We start from the raw sequence: 16,529 nt of genomic DNA on the forward strand, positions 1-16,529 counted from the left end.
TGGTATGACTGCGCCCATCGGCGCGAGCGCAGATCATCGTCCCTGCGCCCTCAGCACCGCGCGGCATTGGCCGACGCAGCCCCCGCCCTCTGGCTGCTAAGGTCCAGTCGATGCAAATGCCTTTCCTGCCAGGGCGCGACGCCGCCCTGTTCCTGGACTTCGACGGCACATTGGTCGGCATCGCGGAGACGCCCGAGGCCGTCAAGGTGCCCGACGGCTTGGTGCCGCTGCTGGCCCAGTTGCACGACGCCCTGGAGGGCGCCGTGGCCATCGTCTCCGGCCGGCCTGTCGATGTGCTCGACCGCTTCCTCGCCCCCCTGCGTCTGCCTACCGCCGGTGAGCACGGCGCGCATCGGCGCGATGCCGACGGGCACTTGATGGAGCGTGCGCCCACCGACCTGTCCGAAGTCATTGCCGCAGCCAACGCGCTGGCCAACCGCCATACCGGCCTGCTGGTCGAGCGCAAGCAGGCCGCCGTCGCGCTGCACTACCGGCTCGCGCCCGAGCTGGAGCAACTCTGCCTGGACACCATGGCCGAGACGGTCGGCGACCGCCCGGAGTTCGAACTGCTGCACGGCAAATGCGTGGTGGAGATCAAGCCGGCCGGCACCAACAAGGGCACGGCCATCACGGCCTATCTGAAAGAAGCACCCTTCCTCGACCGCAAGCCCTTCTTCTTCGGCGACGACACCACCGATGAGAGCGGATTCGCCGTGGCACAGGCCCATGGCGGTCTGGGCATCAAGGTGGGGCCGGGCAGCACCCGCGCCACGGCGCGGGTCGATGGTCCGGCTGCCGTGTACGAATGGCTCAAGCAGGCGGCCGACGCGTTGGCCGGCCCAGGGACGGCGCCCCGCTGAAGCGCCGCACAACCGACGAGGAGAAGCAAAGAGACATGGCAAGACTGGTCGTGATTTCCAACCGGGTGGCAGACCCGCGCAAGGTGGCCGCAGGCGGCCTGGCAGTGGCCTTGGGCGAATCCCTGCAGCAGACGGGCGGCCTCTGGTTCGGCTGGAGCGGCACCATCGTCGAGGACGGGCCCACCGGCGAAGGCGAGATGCACCGCCACCAGGCCGGCAAGGTGACGCTGGCCACGCTGGACCTGTGCCGCGAGGACCACGACGCCTACTACCTCGGCTACAGCAACAAGGTGCTCTGGCCGGTGTTCCACAACCGGCTGGACCTGGCGAACTTCGATGCCGGCTTCATCGGCGGCTACCGCCGCGTGAACCAGCTGTTCGCGCGCAAGCTGATGCCGCTGCTGCAGGAAGACGACATCCTCTGGGTGCACGACTACCACCTGATCCCGCTGGCGGCCGAGCTTCGCGCCATGGGCTGCAAGCAGAAGATCGGCTTCTTCCTGCACATCCCGCTGCCGCCGCAGATCATCCTGGCGGCCATTCCGCAGCACGAGTGGCTGATGCGCTCGCTCTTCGCCTATGACGTGGTGGGCTTCCAGGCGCAGCAGGACGTGCAGCACTTCGAGCGCTACGTGAGCAACGAGGCGCATGGCGAGGCCCTGGGCAACGACCAGTTCCGCGCCTGGGGCCAGACGGTGCGGGCGAGTGCCTTTCCCATCGGCATCGACGTGGACGAGTTCCTGGCGCTCACGCATGCCAAGGAAGCGCGCGACATGCACGAGACGGTGCGGCGCGAGTATTCGCAGCGCCGCCTGCTGCTGGGCATCGACCGGCTGGACTATTCCAAGGGCATCCCGCAGCGGGCACGCGCCTTCCGTGAGCTGCTGGCGCGCTATCCCGAGAACCACCGCAGCGCCACGCTGATCCAGATCGCCTCGCCCACGCGCGAGGATGTCGACGCCTACGGCGACATCCGGCGCGAGCTGGAATCGCTGTGCGGTGCCATCAACGGCGACTACGGCGAGCTCGACTGGATGCCGGTGCGCTACATCCACCGCACGGTGGCCCGCAAGCGGGTCCCGGGCCTGTGCCGCGCGGCGGCCGTGGGCCTGGTGACGCCGCTGCGCGATGGCATGAACCTGGTGGCCAAGGAGTACATCGCCGCGCAGGATCCGGCCGATCCGGGGGTGCTCGTGCTCTCGCGCTTCGCGGGTGCCGCGGAGCAGCTGAAGGAAGCGTTGCTGGTCAATCCCTACGACACCCACGGCACGGCCGAGACCATCCAGCAGGCGCTGCACATGCCGCTGGAAGAGCGCCGGGCCCGCCACCAGAAGCTGCTGTCGCGCATCCGCGATCACGACGTGCATTGGTGGCGCCGGACCTTCCTGGACGCGCTGCGCGAGGCGCCCGGCGTGGGCTGACCGCGCCGCGCAGAGTGCTCAGCGGCTGCGGGCCGCGTCGTCCTCGGCCAGGGCCTGGCCGACCAGGCCGGCCAGCCAGTCCATGAAGACCTGCAACCGGCGCGGCACCTGCCGCCGGTGCGCATAGAGCAGCGTGATCGGCAGCGGTGGCGCGCGCCATTCGGGCAGCACCTCCACCAGTTCTCCGCGCGCCAGCGCCTCCCGGTGGCCCAACACGGGCGCCTGGATCAGCCCCAGGCCGGCGCGGCAGGCGGCCTCGTAGGCCAGCGTGTTGTTCACCGTGATCACCGCCGGCATCTCGAAGCTGCGCGGCTCACCGCCCTCCTCGTACTCCCACAAGGCCGGCCAGCCCGCCAGGCGCGATGAATAGCGCACCAGCTGGTGGCCCTGGCGCAGCTCGTCCAGGTTGCGCGGGTGGCCGTGCTTCGCCAGGTAGGCGGGCGAGGCCAGGTTGGCCTGCACCATCTGCCCGACCGGCCGCGCCACCAGGCCCGACTCCTGCAGCACCCCGACGCGCAGCACGCAGTCGAAGCCGTCGTGCACCAGGTCCACCCGGCGGTCGGTGCTGCCCAGATCCACTTCCAGCAAGGGATGGTCGGCCAGGAAGGCGGGCAGGTTCGGCAGCACCACGCGGGCCCCCAGTTGCAGCGGCACATCGGCACGGATGCGCCCACGCAACGATCCCGGCTGGCGGCTGAACAGTGATTGCAGGTCCTCCGCCTCCGCCAGCAGCGCCTGCGCCCGCTCCACGAAGGCCTCGCCATCGGGCGTGACCCGCACGGTGCGGGTCGTGCGCTGCAGCAGCCGGGTGCCCACCGTCGCCTCCAGCTGCTGCACGACGGCCGACACGCGGGCCCGTGTCAGGCCCAGCCGCTCGGCGGCGCGGGTGAAGCTGGCCAGCTCGGCCACCTGGACATACACACGCAAGGAATCGAGGTCCATTGGTCACTCAGAAAAGACAGTGATTTCATTTTCTACGGCTTTTTCTGGAGATTGCATCTTCTTAAAGTACCAGTCATCCCATCCACCTCTCCCCACAAGGAAGCAGCCATGACCGATACCGCCACCCCGAACACACCTCGCATCGCCCTCGTCACCGGCGGCAGCCGCGGCCTGGGCAAGAGCGCCGCCCTGCACCTCGCCCGCGACGGCGTGGACCTGCTGATCACCTACCGCAACCGCGCCGACGAGGCCGAGGCCGTGGTGCGCGAGGTGCAAGCCCAGGGCCGGCGCGCCGTGGCCTTGCCGCTGGACGTCGCGCGCGCCGATACCTTCGCCGGCTTTGCTGCGGCCGTGCGCGAGGGGCTCGCCGCCACCTGGGGCCGCACGCAATTCGACATCCTGCTCAACAACGCCGGCATGGGCATCCACGCCAGCTTCGAGGCCACCACCGAGACGCAGTTCGACGAGCTGATGGCCACGCACCTGAAGGGGCCCTTCTTCCTCACGCAGGCGCTGCTGCCGCTGCTGGCCGATGGCGGCAATGTGCTGAACGTGTCCTCGGGCCTGGCGCGCTTCTCGCTGCCCGGCTATGCGGCCTACGCCACCATGAAGGGCGGCATCGAGGTACTGACGCGCTACCTGGCCAAGGAACTGGGCCCGCGCCGCATCGCCGTGAACGTGATCGCCCCCGGCGCCATCGAGACCGACTTCGGCGGCGGCGTGGTGCGCGACAACGCGCAGATGAACGCCGCCATCGCCGCGCAGACCGCGCAGGGCCGCGTCGGCCTGCCCGACGACATCGGCGGCGCTGTGGCCGCGCTGCTGCGGCCGGGCAATCACTGGATGACCGCCCAACGCGTCGAAGTCTCGGGCGGGATGTTCATCTGAGCGCAGTCGGCCCACTGACCCTGCCGACGCGCGCCAGTCGCGCCAGGGCCGTCCGCCAGAGCGCCTGCAAGCCGGCCGCCAGCGCGGAGGTCGGCGCCGTTGGCGTGAGCCGGGCGACCCGCGCGGGCGCATCGTCCAGCGCCAGCACCTGAACCCAGCCCTCGGCATCGACCTGATGGGCTTGGCCAGCGTCCAGATGCTGGGACACGGCCAGCATCTGCTCCGCCACCCAGCGCGGCGCCTCCACCACCCGCACATGGCCTTCGACGGCGAAGAGCAGGGTGCCGCGGCTCACCGGCAGCAGCAGGCATTCGCCAGGGGCGATGCAGGCCGGATCGGCAGCACGGGAAAGGGCGGCATGGCGGGCGGTCATGGAAGCTCCTTGAACAGGGCGTGGAAGTGGCCTCCAGCGTAGGCCTGACGCTGCCTGCAAAACAGGCACACCCCGCGGGGACATCGACCGCAACAGCGTGCCCGGCCGACGCTCTGTTATGGTCGATTCGCCGCCCAACTGCATCTGTTCCGATGCACCCGGCCGGCGCACCATTGCAGCCATGTCCCCCCTGCCCCGCTACCGCCAGCTGGCCCAGCACTACACCCAGGCCATCCGCGCCGGCACGCTGCAGCCCGGCGAGCGCCTGCCCTCGCTGCGCGAGCTGATGAAGCTGCATGGCGTGAGCCTGTCCACCGCCCTGCAGGTCTGCCGCACCCTCGAAGGCGATGGCTTCGCCGAGGCGCGCGAGCGCTCGGGCTACTTCGTGCGCCAGCCGCGCCGCCTGGCCATGGTGCCCATGGACGAGCCCGCCGCCGACCGGCCGCCCGATCCGGCGCAGTTCGTCGGCATCCACCAGACGGTGTCGGACTTCGTCACCCGCCGCCGCTGGGGCGAGGTGCACCTGGACCTGTCCTCCGCCCGCGCCTCGCCCGAGTTCTACCCGGCCGAGGCCCTGCGCACGGCCATGATGCGCAGCCTGCGCCAGCGGCCGCAGTTGCTCACGCAGGCATCGCCCTCGCGCAGCCGCACACCTTTCCGCGAGGCGGTGGCGCGGCGGGCGCTGCGCGCCGGCATGCACCTCGCGCCCGAGGACGTGCTGCCCACCAACGGCTGCATCGAGGCGCTGAACCTGGCCCTGCGTGCCGTCGCCCAGCCCGGCGACACGGTGGCCGTCGAATCGCCCACCTTCTACGGCCTGCTGCAGGCGCTCGAAAGCCTGGGCATGCGCGCACTGGAGATTCCCACCAGCCCGCAGACCGGCCTGTCGCTGGAGGCGCTGGAGCTCGCCCTGCGCACCTACGAAGGCATCAAGGCCGTCGCGGTGGTGCCGCACCTGCAGAACCCGCTGGGCAGCGTCATGCCCGACACCCACAAGCAGCGGCTGGTGCAGTTGTGCCGCGCGCACGGCACCGCGCTGATCGAGGACGACACCTACACCGAGCTGCTGGACATGGACGCCGTCCCGCGTGCCGTCCAGTCCTTCGACACCGACGGCGGCGTGATCCATTGCGCCTCGATGCACAAGGTGCTGGCGCCCGGGCTGCGGCTGGGCTGGATCCACGCCGGCCGCTGGCATGCGCGGGTGGAGATGCTCAAGTTCGCCCAGACGCGGATGAACGAGGAGCTGTCGCAATGGGCCGTGGGCGAGTTCATGGCCACGAGCGCCTACGACCGCCACCTGCGCCGCCTGCGCGAGACGCTGCGGCTGCAGCGCGAGCGCACGGCCGATGCCATCGCCGCGCACTTCCCGGCCGGCACGCGCATCAACCTGCCGCCCGGCGGGCTTCAGCTGTGGGTGGAGCTGCCGGCTGGCACGCAGGCCCAGGCGCTGTTCGATGCGGCGCTGGAAGAGCACATCCTCGTTGCGCCGGGCACGCTGTTCTCCAACAGCGCGCGCTGCGACGGATTTGTGCGCATCAACTGCGGCCTGCCCTGGTCACCGGCGCTGGCGGCAGGCTTGAAGCGGCTGGGGGAGTTGGCCGTCCAGGTGGCGAGGCCCGCGGTGCGCCGGGCGGCCTGAGCGGCCAGCCCCGACGCGCCGCTGTTCTCTTGCGCTGACGCTTCGCCGGACGTCAGCGGGTCAGTCGACCAGCGCCAGCGCGGCGTAGTCGCCGACCTTGTCGCCCAGGCCCGCTGCGACCAATTCCACACCATCGGTGAGCGAGGGCAGGCGCCCCTCCAGTTGCGACTGCAGCCGCGGGAGCAGGAAGTCGCGGTTGTGCCAGAAGACGCTGCCACCCAGGCTGATGCGCGACAGGTCCAGCGCGGCCACCAGGTTGTAGAGCAGGCGGCCCATCACGCGGCACAGCGCGTCCACCGTGGCCAGGGCCTTTGCATCGCCCTGCTGTGCGGCACCGAAGAGTTCGGCCGCATCCACCCCGAAACGCCGGGCGATGGCGTTGCCCGCCACCAGCGACTCCACGTCGCCGCGGTTGCCGCAGCCACACAGCGCCTCGTTGTCGTCATCGCTGACGAACAGGTGGCCGGCGTGGCCCGCGTTGCCGTTCTTGCCACGCAGCGTGCGCCCGTCCACGCACAGGCCGACGCCCACGCCGGTGCTCCAGGTGACGTAGGCGCAATGGTCCTGGCCCTGCAGCGCACCCCAGCGGCGCTCGGCCTCCAGCGCGGCGACGGCGTCGTTCTCCACCCGCACGCGGCCGAAGCGGGCGGCCAGCGGCGCCTCGATGGGCGCGAAGGTCCAGTCGTTGGGCAGGCCCCGGTCCGGGCCCGCCAGGCCGCCGCAGATGTTGGGCGTGGCCAGGGCGATGGCGCCCTCGCGCAGCACGAAAGGGCCGGCCGACGACACGCCCACCTGGTCCACCGCCGACACCGGCACGCCGGCCTCAGCACAGGCCGCCTCGATGAGCTGCATCACCTGCCGGGCCACCGCCTCGTTGTCGCCGGTCTTGGCGGTGGGCGCGTTCTGCCGGGCAATCAGGTCGGTACTGCCAGCTTTGGCCAGGCTCACCGCCACCTTGGTGCCGCCGATGTCGACGCAGGCTTTCATGCGCGGGTTTCCTTGGATCGTTGAAAGAGAAGAGGAAGCTCAGAGTAAGCGCGCCACGCCGGCCGCGATCATGCTCAGCACCACGGTGCTGGCGATGGGCACTTGCCACACGCGGCCGAAGAGCTTGAATTGGAAGTCACCCGGCAGCCGGCCGAAGCCGAGCTTGCGCAGCCAGCCCGTGAGGCCCTGCAGCAGCAGCAGGGCCAGCATGGTGACAAGCAGCCAGCGCAGCATGAGCGACGGGGTTGCGGCTCGCTCAGCCAGCCAGGGCCGCGAGGGCCTGTCGGTGCAGCTCGGGCGTGGCGGCGGCGACCACGCGGCCGTCGGAATGCAGGCCCAGCGGCTGGCCGGCCCAGTCGGTGATCACGCCACCCGCGGCCTCCACCAGGCCGGCGGGGCCCAGGTAGTCGTAGGGCTGCAGGCCGGCCTCGACCACCAGGTCGATGGTGCCGCCGGCCAGTTGGGCATAGCTGTAGCAGTCGCCGCCGAAGCGGCGCATGGCGCACTGGCGGCTCAGGCGGTCGAAGGCCGTCCATTCGTCGGCCGAGAAGATGTCGGGCGAGGTGGTGAAGATGCGCGCCTCGGACAGCTGCGTGCAGTCGCGCACGCGCACCGGCTGGCCGTTGCGCATGGCCACGCCGTCCTGACCCACCCAGCGCTCGCCGAGCACCGGCATGTCGACCAGGCCGAGCACCACGCGCCCGCCCTCCATGGCGCCGATCAGCGTGCCCCACAGGGGGGAGCCGGTGATGAAGCTGCGCGTGCCGTCGATGGGGTCGAGCACCCACACGCGGGCCGCGTCCAGGTTCTGCTGGCCATGCTCCTCGCCATAGATGCCGTCCTGCGGCAGGGCCTGTCCCAGGATGTCGCGCATGGCCTGCTCGGCCGCGCGGTCGGCCAGCGTGACCGGGCTTTCGTCGGCCTTGGTGATGATGTCCAGCGGCTGGCGGAAATGCGCCATCGACTGGGCGGCGGCGGCATCGGCCAGGGCGTGGGCGGTACGGAGCAGGTCGTTCATGGGCGGGCGGGGATGGCGCGATGCGGTCGGTGAAATCAAAGGAATCAGAGCGTGTGGCTGCGGTCGCCCTGGCGGAAGCCGATGGCGTCCCACGGCTCGCCAGCGGCGAAGGCGAGCACCTTGAACAGCTCGCCCATCTCGTGCTCGTGGATCAGGCGGGCCGCCAGGGCCCGTTCCGCCAGCGGGGCGGCCATCATGCGCTCGGCCAGGCCGCAGTCGAGCAGAAAGCGCGCCTGGCTGGTGTAGCCCAGCACTTCCAGGCCGGCGTCCTGGCCGGCCAGCGCGACGCCGGTGAAGTCGACGTGGGCGGTGATGTCCTTGTCGCCCACGGCCACGAGGGGGTTGTCGTCGGAGCGGTGGGCCTGGTGGCACATCAGCGTGCCCATGTGGCGCTGCGGGTGGTAGTACTCGACCTCGGGAAAGCCATAGTCCAGGAAGTAGGCGGCGCCGCGCTTCAGGCGCTCGGCCAGCGTGGCGATGAAGGCGCGGGCCTGGGGATGCACCTCGGTCAGGTAGTCCTGAGGGCCGTCGGGCTCGACGGGCGGGCGCAGCCCGGTCGGTCGGTCGTCCCAGCCGAAGCGGCCATCGGTCTGCACGACGACGCCGCGCTCCAGCCACTCGCCGGCGCGCCGCACCAGCAGTTGGACCGGCATGGCGTCCAGCACCTCGTTGCCGACCACCACGCCTTCGATGCCGTCGGGCAGCGCATCGACCCAGCGCACGCGGCCGGCCCAGGGCGCGAGACGCTCCTGCTGGCGCGCGCGCAGGGCGCCGGAGAGGTCGACGATGGTGTAGCGCGCGACGCGCTCGCCCAGGCTTTCCAGCAGCTGCGCGGCCAGGGCGCCGCTGCCGGCACCGAATTCCCAGACCTCGTCGGTACCCGTGTGCTCGAAGGCATCGGCCACGGCCACGGCCAGGCTCTGACCGAACAGCGAAGACAGCTCGGGCGCGGTCACGAAGTCGCTGCCCCACTGCGGCAGGTGGCCGAACTTGCGGCTGCCGTGCGCGTAATAGCCCAGCCCCGGCGCGTAGAGGGCCAGCGCCATGAAGCGGTCGAACGGCAGCCAGCCACCGTCCCGCTCGATGGCGCGCCTCACCAGCGCTGCACAGGCAGAAGAGGCGGTCGGTACACTGGGCGGGGTCGTCGGGGTGCTCACGGCACCCATTCTCCCTGCAACCTCCGGGTGGCCCGGCGCCTGGGGTCCTTGCCCTTTGGCGGCATGCCCGGCCGACCGACCGATGCCCCCCACCGATCACCCATCCATGAGTGCCCTTCCCTCCGCCAGTGAACCGCGTACCGTGCTGGTGACCGGCGCCGGCCGCCGGCTCGGACGCGAGATCGCCCTGGCCCTGGCGGCCGGCGGCTGGCAGGTGGCGGTGCACTACCGCAGCTCGCGCGACGAAGCCCAGGCCACCGCCGCCGACTGCGCCCGGCTGTCGGGCCGCGCCGCGATCATCAGCGCCGAGCTGGAGGACGAGGCCGCCGTCCGCGCGATGGTGCCGCAGGTGGTGGCCGAGTTCGGCCGGCTCGACGCCGTGGTGCACAGCGCCTCGCGGTTCGAGCACGACGATGCCGCCAGCTTTGGCTATGCCGCCATGGAGGCCCATCTGCGCAGCAACACCGGTGCCGCCATCGTGCTGGCCCAGGCGCTGCGCCAGCATCTGGACGAACGCGACGGCCAAGGCGCCGTGGTCCATCTGCTGGACCAGAAACTGTGGAACCCGAATCCCGACTTCCTGAGTTACACGTTGTCGAAGGCCGCGCTGGAAGCCGCCACGCCGCTGCTGGCGTTGGCCCTGGCGCCGCGCGTGCGCGTGGTGGGCGTGGCCCCGGGTCTCACGCTGACCAGCCACATGCTGAGCGACGAGCGCTTCCAGCAGTTGCATCGCCTGTCGCCGCTGGGCCGCTCGTCCACGCCGCAGGACGTGGCCGCCACGGTGCGCTTCGCGCTCGAGAACAACTCGATGACCGGCACCACCCTGCTGGTTGACGGCGGGCAGCACCTGATGCGCTTCGACCGCGACTTTTCATTGATGTGACGAGCACTTCCATGACCGCTCCCCTCCTCGGCCAGCAGCGCCTGACGCTCACGGGCCTGCGCTTCGATGCCAACCTGGGCATCCTCGACAGCGAGAAGACCGCGCCGCAGCCGATCCGCGTCGATGCCGAACTCAACCTGGGGCCGCAGCCGCTGGCACCGCAGGACGACGACATCTTCCATGTGCTCGACTACCGCAAGGTGCGCAAGATCATCATCGACGAGTGCACCGCGCACCATGTGAACCTGCTGGAAAGCCTGATCGGCCAGGTGGCCGGCCGGCTGATGCAGTTGCCCGGCGTGCTGGGCGTGCGGGTGAAGATCGCCAAGCTGGAAATCTTCGACGACTGCGAAGTCGCGATCCAAGTCGAGACCGGCCAGTGGTGAGCGCTGGCGAGGCCCATCGAGTCGGATTGCATCGTGCTCATTCGGGTTGGATCCCGGCACGCTTGGCGAGCGTGCCGTAAAGGCCGATGTCCCGGTGGAGGAGTTCCGCCAGCTGACGCGGCTCGCCGCCCACCGGCACCAGACCCTGCTGCGCCAGCACCTGGCGCATGCCCGGATCGTCGAGCGCCGCACGCACGTTGGCATTCACGGCCCCGATGACGGCGTCCGTGGTTCCGCGCGGCGCAAAGAGGCCGTACCACAGCGTCATCTCCAGGCCGGCCAGACCGCTCTCGGCGAAGGTGGGAACGTTCGGGAAATCAGCGCTCCGGCGCTTTGCCGCGAACGCCAGGGCCCTCAGGCGGCCCGCCTGTAGCTGTGGCCCGACGCTGGGCGCCGAGCCGATCAGAAACTGCACGTCTCCCGCCATCAGTGCGGTGACGGCCTCTCCCGCGCCTTTGTAGGGAATGTGGACGGCCTGCACGCCAGCGACATTGAGGAAGTTCTCGGCGGCCAGGTGAAAGGCATTGCCCACACCCGGAGAGGCATAGGCCAGCTTGGCGCCCGGCCGTTTGGCCGCCGCGATGAAGTCGGCCAGCGTCCTGGCAGGGTTGGCCGCATTGACGACGAGCAGCATGCCCTCGGCCGCACAAACCTCCACCACCGGGCGCAGGTCGCGCTCCGTATCGAAGGGAAGCTTCTTGTAGATGCTGGGATTGATGGCCAGGGAAGGACCATGCAGGAGCAAGGTATGGCCATCCGGCGGCGCCTTGGCCACGATGTCCGCGCCGATGTTGCCGTTGGCACCCGCGCGGTTCTCGACGATGAAGGTGTTTCCGGTGCGCTGGCCCAGCACATTGGCCAGCAGGCGGGCCACGATGTCGGGCGCACCGCCCGTGCCGAAGGGAACGATGATCCGCGTTACCCGGCTGTCGCGCTCCTGCGCCAGCACCGGCGGCACGCCACCCAGGCAGGCTGCGGCGGCCAGTGTGGCAAGGAAGGATTTTCTTGTGATTCCAGAGTCGGACATGGTGTCTCCAAGGTAGGGCCTGCGCTGTCTGGCCGGCCTCTTTCTGAGCCCGAGGGCTTCTGCTTCACGGTGACAGGAAGGCGTCCACCGTCTCGGTGAACGTCGCAGCCTGCTCGACATGACTCATGTGCGCGGCGTCGGCCATCAACCGCAACTCGGCATGCTGGATGCACGCGGCCAGCGCCTGCGAGACCGCCGGGCTGACCGCCCTGTCCTGTTGACCTGCGATCACCAGCGTCGGCATCTCCAGCCGCCCCAGGGAGGCGATGTGGTCCAGGCCGCAGATGGCATGGACCGCCGTGGTGTATCCCGTCACGGAGGTGTCGGCGACCATGCGGCCGATCCAATCGGTGGTCGCGGGCGCACGGGCCAGGAAGTCCGGCGTGAACCACCGGTCCAGGGTCGGGCGGACCTGCTGCGCCATGCCGCCGGCCTGTGCGTCCGCCACCCGCTGCTGCCAGACGGCCCTCACCGGCGCCGGCGTCACCGCGCCGCAATGCGCGAGCACCAGTCGTCGGATGCGGGAGGGCGCCGCGAGCGCCATGGCCTGGGCCACCATGCCGCCGAACGACAGGCCTGCGAGGGAAAACTCCCGCAGCCCGAGGGGCTCGAGCGCGAGCAGGACCGCGGCCGCGTAGTCATGCAACGCCGCCCCGGGTGGCAGGGCCGCAGAGCGGCCATGGCCGGGCAGATCCGGAACGATGACGCGGAAGCGACGCGCCAGCACGGGAATCTGCAGGCGCCATGCCTCCGCGCGGGTCGCGATGGGATGCAGCAGGACGACGGCTGGCGCGGACTCGGCACCGAAGACGTCCAGGTGCAGCGGCCAGCTCATGCCGGAACTCCCAGCTGACCCGCAAGCCAGGCAACGATGGTGGGCAGGGTCTGCGGCGTCAGGCCCATGTGCCCGCCCGGAAACAGCCGCACATGCTTGGGATTGCCGTGTTCTGTCAGCAAGTGCAGATCGGCGATCGGGCACTGCTTGTCCTCGCGCCCGTTGACCAGCAGCAGCGGTGCGCTGCGGCGGTCGAGCAGTCCCTGGTCGAGCAGGGACAGGCGCTTGAAGAAGGCCAGGTATTCCTCGTCGTTGCGGGCACCCAGCATGCGGCAGCGTGTCTCCACGAGTCCCATCAGGTAGCTGTCGGGGTAGCGGGACGCGCCGATCCATTCGGGCTGGAACATGTAGTGCGCGCCACCGCCCCAGTTCACTGCGCCCCGCAGCCGGTCGGGGTAGAGCAGTGCAAGTTTGGTGGCCCAGTAGCCGCCGAACGAACGGCCCAGGCAGGCCAGGCGTCGGCCGTCGAGATCGGACTGCGTGTCGATCCAGTCGAACACCGTGGTGAACTGCCTTTCGGCGTCCTGCACACCCTTGACCGGGGACTCCCCCGTGCCCGCGTTGTCCATCGCGACCGTCGCGATGCCCAGCGCCAGCAGGGCATCGCAGGCCTGGGTCATCTGCTCCTTCCAGGCATCGACGCCGCCCCACATGACCACGACGGGAGGACGTTCGACATTCGCGGGCCTGCGCAGAAGGGCGGTGATCGAGTCCCCCTCGCCCTCCCGGCCAGCGAACGGAATGCGCACCACCTGCACCGGCAGCGTCCAGAGCCGGGCGGCTCTCAGGTAGGTTTCCCGCTCGCGTTCGGCGCAGCGCAGCTTGGCCGGATGATCCGGGCAGGGGAAGCGGCCCATGAAGTAGAGACCGCTCGCCTTCATGAACAGCTTGCAGGCCTCGTCCAGGGCGCCCGCCTGCTCGGCCTTTTCCGCGGAGGCGCTGCAGGCATCGCCGGCCTCGCGCCAATGCGCGGCCCACTGGGCGCCGTCGAGTCCCGGAAGGCGGTCGATCAGGTCGACGCCCTCGTCCGGATCCAGCGCGTTCATCGGGTGGATGCGAGAGCGCAGCCTCGTCTTCATCCAGACACGCGCCTCGGCGAGCGTCTTGGGGCGTCCCTGGACATCGCCGTCCGGCGTCTGCTGGGCATCCTGCATGGGGTCTCCTGTTCAATCGGCGTTGTTCGCAACGGGACTGTGCCAGCGGGCGGCCATAAACAAAAACTGTTCTTGTGGATTCAAACTATTTGCCTGACCTATAGTTTGCGGATGCGCATCAACCGGCTGGACCTCAATCTCCTTGCATGTCTGGACGCGTTGCTGGCGCACCGCAACGTCAGCCGGGCGGCGAAGCAGATGCATCTGAGCCAGCCCGCGACCAGTGCCGCGCTGGCAAGGCTGCGGGACTACTTCCAGGACCCATTGCTGCTGCGGGAAGGGCGGCATTACGCGCTGACGCCGTTTGCGGAATCCCTGATCGACCCTGTGCGGGACATCCTGTCGCGCGCCCAGGCGCTGACGCAGTTGCGGCCCGAGACGGACCCGCTGCGCATGGAGCGGAACATCACGATCGTGGCGTCGGACTATGTGTTCAGTACCGTCCTGGTGCCGCTGTTCCGGATGGCCGAGACGACCGCGCCACGGCTCACGTTCGCGGTCCGGCCGGTCTCGGGATACGACTCGCCCGAACTGGAGAACCAGCATGTCGACCTGGTGTTGCTGGGCGCCTCCGCCGTCGCCAGCCATCACCCCAGCGAGCTGCTGCTCTCGGACTCGTTCTGCTGCATCGCGTGGGCCGAGAACCCCCTGATCGGCCGGACCCTTTCGCTCAAGGCCTTCCAGAAGATGGGGCACGTCGTGCCGCTCCTCGGCGACGGCCGATTGCCGACCCTGGATCAGGTCGCTTATGAGATGCAGGGCGTCGTGCGGCGCATCGCGATGCGCGTCCCGACCTTTTCGGCCGTGGCGGAATGCGTGGTCGGGACTTCGCACATCGCCACCATTCCGAAATCCTTCGCCAAGGGCTTGTTGAAGACGCTGCCGCTGCGGCTGATGACCTGCCCGATCCACATCCCACCCGTGCGCATCGCGATGCAGTGGCACCGGCACCAGGCGGACGACCCGGTGCTGCGCTGGGTGAGGCGCAACCTGCAGGATGTGGCGGTACAGCAGGGATTCCTCCGGCCGCACTCTCCGTCGTGAACATCGCTGGCGTGCGTCACGCAGGAATCGTCCGCGGGAACGGTTGACGCAGGCATCCCTGCGCACCGCCGTTTCACGGCACCGAAGGCCCGCGCGGTCCATGAGGATGTGGCGTCCCGGGCAAAATCGCGCCCCATGAACGCCGTGTGGACCGAATCCGAAGCCCCTGCAGCCGCCGCCCCCAGCCATCAGGCGGCCGCGAAGATCGAGCGCGAGACGCACAAGCTCGAAAAGCGCCTGTGTCGCGAGGTCGGCCGCGCCATCACCGACTACAACATGATCGAAGAGGGCGACAAGGTCATGGTGTGCCTCTCGGGCGGCAAGGACAGCTACGGCATGCTGGACATCCTGCTCAAGCTCAAGGCCCGCGCGCCGGTGAACTTCGAGCTGATCGCCGTCAACCTCGACCAGAAGCAGCCCGGCTTTCCGGAAGACGTGCTGCCGGCCTATCTGAAGCAGGTGGGCGTGCCTTTCCACATCGAGGAGCAGGACACCTACAGCATCGTCAAGCGCGTGGTGCCCGAGGGCAAAACCACCTGCGGCCTGTGCTCGCGCCTGCGCCGGGGCATCCTCTACCGCGTGGCCGACGAGCTGGGCGCCACCAAGGTCGCGCTGGGCCACCACCGCGACGACATCCTGGCTACCTTCTTTCTCAACATGTTCTTCGCCGCCAAGCTCAAGGCCATGCCGCCCAAGCTGGTGAGCGACGACGGCCGGCATGTGGTGATCCGACCGCTGGCCTACGTGGCCGAGAAGGACCTCGTGCGCTGGGCCCAGCACCGCGGCTTCCCCATCATTCCCTGCAACCTCTGCGGCAGCCAGGAGAACCTGCAGCGCCAGGTGGTCGGCGACATGCTGCGCGACTGGGAACGCAAGCATCCCGGCAGGCTCGAGAACATGCTCCACAGCCTGCAGAACGTGGCGCCCTCGCACCTGCTGGACGGAACCCTGCACGACTTCAAGGGTCTGAAGCCGACCGGCGTGGCCAGCGAGGACGGCGACCGGGCCTTCGATCCGCCCGAACTGCCGCCCGTGCCCGCCATGCCCTCGGCGGTGCAGGTGTTCAGCCTCGGCTGACGCGCGCTTCCCGCCGACTTCCAGCCACGACGCGCCGCCGCGCGTCCAGCCGATGCGACAACGACACAGGGGCCGGCCAACGGCCCCAGGGATAACGACGACATGCAACGCGCATTGCGACTCCTCGGCCTGGCCGCCGTGACGGCGGTGGCCGCCGGCCTGGCGGGCTGTGCCACCTCCTACGTGGTGGACAACAACGTCCAGAGCTATGCCAAGGCACCCATTCCGCCTGGCGCCACCTACCGCTTCGAACGCCTCCCCTCGCAGCAAGCGAACGACGCGGCCCAGACCGACCTGGAAACCCTGGCCGAGCCCTCGCTGGCCGCCGCCGGGCTCCGGCGCGACGACGCCAATCCGCGCTATGCCGTGCAGGTGAGCGCCCGCTCGCAGCTGGAACTGTCGCCCTGGGCCGATCCGTGGTTAGATGGTCCGGGCTGGGGCCCCGGCTGGGGTCCGCGCTGGGGCGTGGGCCTGGGCTATGGCCGCCCCAGCTGGTACGGCGGCGGCTGGTGGGGCCCGGGCGCCCTGCCGCCCAACCAGACCTGGTACGGCCGCGAGGTGTCGATCGTGATGCGCTCGCTGCCCGACCGGCAGGTCGTCTACGAGACCCATGCCCGCCACGACGGCCCCTACCCGGACACGCGGCGGATCCTGCCGGTGATGTTCCATGCGGCGCTGCAGGGCTTTCCCAACCCGCCGCAGGCCGTGCGCCGCGTGGATGTGACGGTCGAGACGAAGCCGCCCGCGTCCACGCAGGCCGCCCCGCAGCCCGCAACGGCCGCGCCGGCTGCCCCGACGCCGACGCCCGCGCGCCCTTGAGCGCCTCGCGGGGAGT

18 protein-coding genes are annotated in these 16,529 nt (G+C 69.9%); 9 read left to right on the forward strand and 9 right to left on the reverse strand.

What is annotated here, in order from left to right:
- The first annotated feature begins 110 nt into the window (after positions 1-110).
- Positions 111-860, forward strand: a complete 750-nt coding sequence (gene otsB, locus ABIC63_RS09290) for a trehalose-phosphatase (RefSeq protein WP_294373312.1) — start codon at positions 111-113, stop codon at positions 858-860.
- A 35-nt stretch (positions 861-895) separates the two neighbouring features.
- Positions 896-2,281 (forward strand): alpha,alpha-trehalose-phosphate synthase (UDP-forming), encoded by a 1,386-nt coding sequence (otsA, locus tag ABIC63_RS09295; protein WP_354319543.1) that lies wholly within the window; start codon positions 896-898, stop codon positions 2,279-2,281.
- A gap of 18 nt (positions 2,282-2,299) precedes the next feature.
- Here otsA and ABIC63_RS09300 read toward each other — a convergent pair whose 3' ends face one another.
- Positions 2,300-3,223: a LysR family transcriptional regulator gene (locus tag ABIC63_RS09300; protein ID WP_294373316.1), complete on the reverse strand. Its 924-nt coding sequence runs from the start codon at positions 3,221-3,223 to the stop codon at positions 2,300-2,302.
- A 108-nt stretch (positions 3,224-3,331) separates the two neighbouring features.
- Between ABIC63_RS09300 and ABIC63_RS09305 the strand changes: the two genes are divergently transcribed.
- Positions 3,332-4,111, forward strand: a complete 780-nt coding sequence (locus ABIC63_RS09305; protein ID WP_354319544.1) for an SDR family NAD(P)-dependent oxidoreductase — start codon at positions 3,332-3,334, stop codon at positions 4,109-4,111.
- Here ABIC63_RS09305 and ABIC63_RS09310 read toward each other — a convergent pair.
- Entirely contained in the window at positions 4,104-4,484 is a 381-nt protein-coding gene (locus ABIC63_RS09310) for a hypothetical protein (protein ID WP_294373320.1), read from the reverse strand. The two genes, ABIC63_RS09305 and ABIC63_RS09310, sit on opposite strands and share 8 nt — an antisense overlap.
- Positions 4,485-4,665: 181 nt before the next feature.
- Between ABIC63_RS09310 and ABIC63_RS09315 the strand changes: the two genes are divergently transcribed.
- On the forward strand, positions 4,666-6,126 hold the full coding sequence (locus ABIC63_RS09315; RefSeq protein ID WP_354319545.1) for an aminotransferase-like domain-containing protein: 1,461 nt from the start codon (positions 4,666-4,668) through the stop codon (positions 6,124-6,126).
- A 60-nt stretch (positions 6,127-6,186) separates the two neighbouring features.
- Here ABIC63_RS09315 and ABIC63_RS09320 read toward each other — a convergent pair whose 3' ends face one another.
- From ABIC63_RS09320 to ABIC63_RS09335, 4 genes are read right to left on the reverse strand one after another with little or no spacing between them, the layout of a single operon-like run.
- Complete coding sequence (locus ABIC63_RS09320) at positions 6,187-7,113, reverse strand: ROK family protein (protein WP_354319546.1); 927 nt, start codon at positions 7,111-7,113, stop codon at positions 6,187-6,189.
- A gap of 39 nt (positions 7,114-7,152) precedes the next feature.
- Positions 7,153-7,347, reverse strand: coding sequence for a DUF2905 domain-containing protein (locus ABIC63_RS09325; RefSeq protein WP_294373327.1), 195 nt, complete (start codon positions 7,345-7,347; stop codon positions 7,153-7,155).
- 22 nt (positions 7,348-7,369) lie between these two features.
- A complete protein-coding gene (gene hisN / locus ABIC63_RS09330) occupies positions 7,370-8,131 on the reverse strand; it encodes a histidinol-phosphatase (RefSeq protein WP_354319547.1) in 762 nt (253 codons plus the stop codon).
- Positions 8,132-8,175: 44 nt separating this feature from the next.
- The gene (locus ABIC63_RS09335; protein ID WP_502935859.1) at positions 8,176-9,297 is read right to left on the reverse strand and encodes a class I SAM-dependent methyltransferase; all 1,122 of its coding nucleotides are present in this window, start codon (positions 9,295-9,297) and stop codon (positions 8,176-8,178) included.
- A gap of 97 nt (positions 9,298-9,394) precedes the next feature.
- Here ABIC63_RS09335 and ABIC63_RS09340 point away from each other — a divergent pair, with 97 nt between their 5' ends.
- Positions 9,395-10,171: an SDR family oxidoreductase gene (locus ABIC63_RS09340; RefSeq protein WP_294373333.1), complete on the forward strand. Its 777-nt coding sequence runs from the start codon at positions 9,395-9,397 to the stop codon at positions 10,169-10,171.
- 11 nt (positions 10,172-10,182) lie between these two features.
- Entirely contained in the window at positions 10,183-10,557 is a 375-nt protein-coding gene (locus ABIC63_RS09345; protein ID WP_354319549.1) for a dihydroneopterin aldolase, read from the forward strand.
- Positions 10,558-10,594: 37 nt separating this feature from the next.
- Here ABIC63_RS09345 and ABIC63_RS09350 read toward each other — a convergent pair whose 3' ends face one another.
- The 3 genes from ABIC63_RS09350 to ABIC63_RS09360 all read right to left on the reverse strand — a co-directional run bounded on the left by ABIC63_RS09350 (position 10,595) and on the right by ABIC63_RS09360 (position 13,573).
- Positions 10,595-11,515 (reverse strand): tripartite tricarboxylate transporter substrate binding protein, encoded by a 921-nt coding sequence (locus ABIC63_RS09350; protein ID WP_354319550.1) that lies wholly within the window; start codon positions 11,513-11,515, stop codon positions 10,595-10,597.
- A 133-nt stretch (positions 11,516-11,648) separates the two neighbouring features.
- Positions 11,649-12,419 carry an alpha/beta fold hydrolase gene (locus tag ABIC63_RS09355; RefSeq protein WP_354319551.1) on the reverse strand — a complete coding sequence of 257 codons (771 nt, stop codon included), beginning with the start codon at positions 12,417-12,419 and terminating at the stop codon, positions 11,649-11,651.
- A complete protein-coding gene (locus ABIC63_RS09360) occupies positions 12,416-13,573 on the reverse strand; it encodes an alpha/beta hydrolase family protein (protein WP_354319552.1) in 1,158 nt (385 codons plus the stop codon). Before ABIC63_RS09360 ends, ABIC63_RS09355 begins: the two co-directional genes overlap by 4 nt.
- Before the next feature lie 111 nt (positions 13,574-13,684).
- Here ABIC63_RS09360 and ABIC63_RS09365 point away from each other — a divergent pair, with 111 nt between their 5' ends.
- The 3 genes from ABIC63_RS09365 (at position 13,685) to ABIC63_RS09375 (ending at position 16,513) form a co-directional block, all read left to right on the forward strand.
- Positions 13,685-14,617: a LysR family transcriptional regulator gene (locus ABIC63_RS09365; RefSeq protein WP_354319553.1), complete on the forward strand. Its 933-nt coding sequence runs from the start codon at positions 13,685-13,687 to the stop codon at positions 14,615-14,617.
- A 135-nt stretch (positions 14,618-14,752) separates the two neighbouring features.
- A complete protein-coding gene (ttcA, locus tag ABIC63_RS09370; RefSeq protein WP_354319554.1) occupies positions 14,753-15,694 on the forward strand; it encodes a tRNA 2-thiocytidine(32) synthetase TtcA in 942 nt (313 codons plus the stop codon).
- A gap of 102 nt (positions 15,695-15,796) precedes the next feature.
- Positions 15,797-16,513 (forward strand): DUF4136 domain-containing protein, encoded by a 717-nt coding sequence (locus ABIC63_RS09375; protein WP_354319555.1) that lies wholly within the window; start codon positions 15,797-15,799, stop codon positions 16,511-16,513.
- Positions 16,514-16,529 lie beyond the last annotated feature (16 nt).

This window comes from Pseudacidovorax sp. 1753 (assembly GCF_040544975.1).
Lineage (GTDB): Bacteria > Pseudomonadota > Gammaproteobacteria > Burkholderiales > Burkholderiaceae_C > Xenophilus.

Coding starts and splice junctions, on each gene's coding strand:
- ABIC63_RS09315 (WP_354319545.1), top strand. CDS start 4,666: ATGTCCCCCCTGCCCCGCTACCGCCAGCTGGCCCAGCACTACACCCAG.
- ABIC63_RS09320 (WP_354319546.1), bottom strand. CDS start 7,113: ATGAAAGCCTGCGTCGACATCGGCGGCACCAAGGTGGCGGTGAGCCTG.
- ABIC63_RS09345 (WP_354319549.1), top strand. CDS start 10,183: ATGACCGCTCCCCTCCTCGGCCAGCAGCGCCTGACGCTCACGGGCCTG.
- ABIC63_RS09340 (WP_294373333.1), top strand. CDS start 9,395: ATGAGTGCCCTTCCCTCCGCCAGTGAACCGCGTACCGTGCTGGTGACC.
- ABIC63_RS09310 (WP_294373320.1), bottom strand. CDS start 4,484: ATGACCGCCCGCCATGCCGCCCTTTCCCGTGCTGCCGATCCGGCCTGC.
- ABIC63_RS09360 (WP_354319552.1), bottom strand. CDS start 13,573: ATGCAGGATGCCCAGCAGACGCCGGACGGCGATGTCCAGGGACGCCCC.
- ABIC63_RS09305 (WP_354319544.1), top strand. CDS start 3,332: ATGACCGATACCGCCACCCCGAACACACCTCGCATCGCCCTCGTCACC.
- hisN (WP_354319547.1), bottom strand. CDS start 8,131: ATGAACGACCTGCTCCGTACCGCCCACGCCCTGGCCGATGCCGCCGCC.
- ttcA (WP_354319554.1), top strand. CDS start 14,753: ATGAACGCCGTGTGGACCGAATCCGAAGCCCCTGCAGCCGCCGCCCCC.
- ABIC63_RS09355 (WP_354319551.1), bottom strand. CDS start 12,419: ATGAGCTGGCCGCTGCACCTGGACGTCTTCGGTGCCGAGTCCGCGCCA.
- ABIC63_RS09325 (WP_294373327.1), bottom strand. CDS start 7,347: ATGCTGCGCTGGCTGCTTGTCACCATGCTGGCCCTGCTGCTGCTGCAG.
- ABIC63_RS09300 (WP_294373316.1), bottom strand. CDS start 3,223: ATGGACCTCGATTCCTTGCGTGTGTATGTCCAGGTGGCCGAGCTGGCC.
- ABIC63_RS09375 (WP_354319555.1), top strand. CDS start 15,797: ATGCAACGCGCATTGCGACTCCTCGGCCTGGCCGCCGTGACGGCGGTG.
- otsB (WP_294373312.1), top strand. CDS start 111: ATGCAAATGCCTTTCCTGCCAGGGCGCGACGCCGCCCTGTTCCTGGAC.
- ABIC63_RS09365 (WP_354319553.1), top strand. CDS start 13,685: ATGCGCATCAACCGGCTGGACCTCAATCTCCTTGCATGTCTGGACGCG.
- otsA (WP_354319543.1), top strand. CDS start 896: ATGGCAAGACTGGTCGTGATTTCCAACCGGGTGGCAGACCCGCGCAAG.
- ABIC63_RS09335 (WP_502935859.1), bottom strand. CDS start 9,297: ATGGGTGCCGTGAGCACCCCGACGACCCCGCCCAGTGTACCGACCGCC.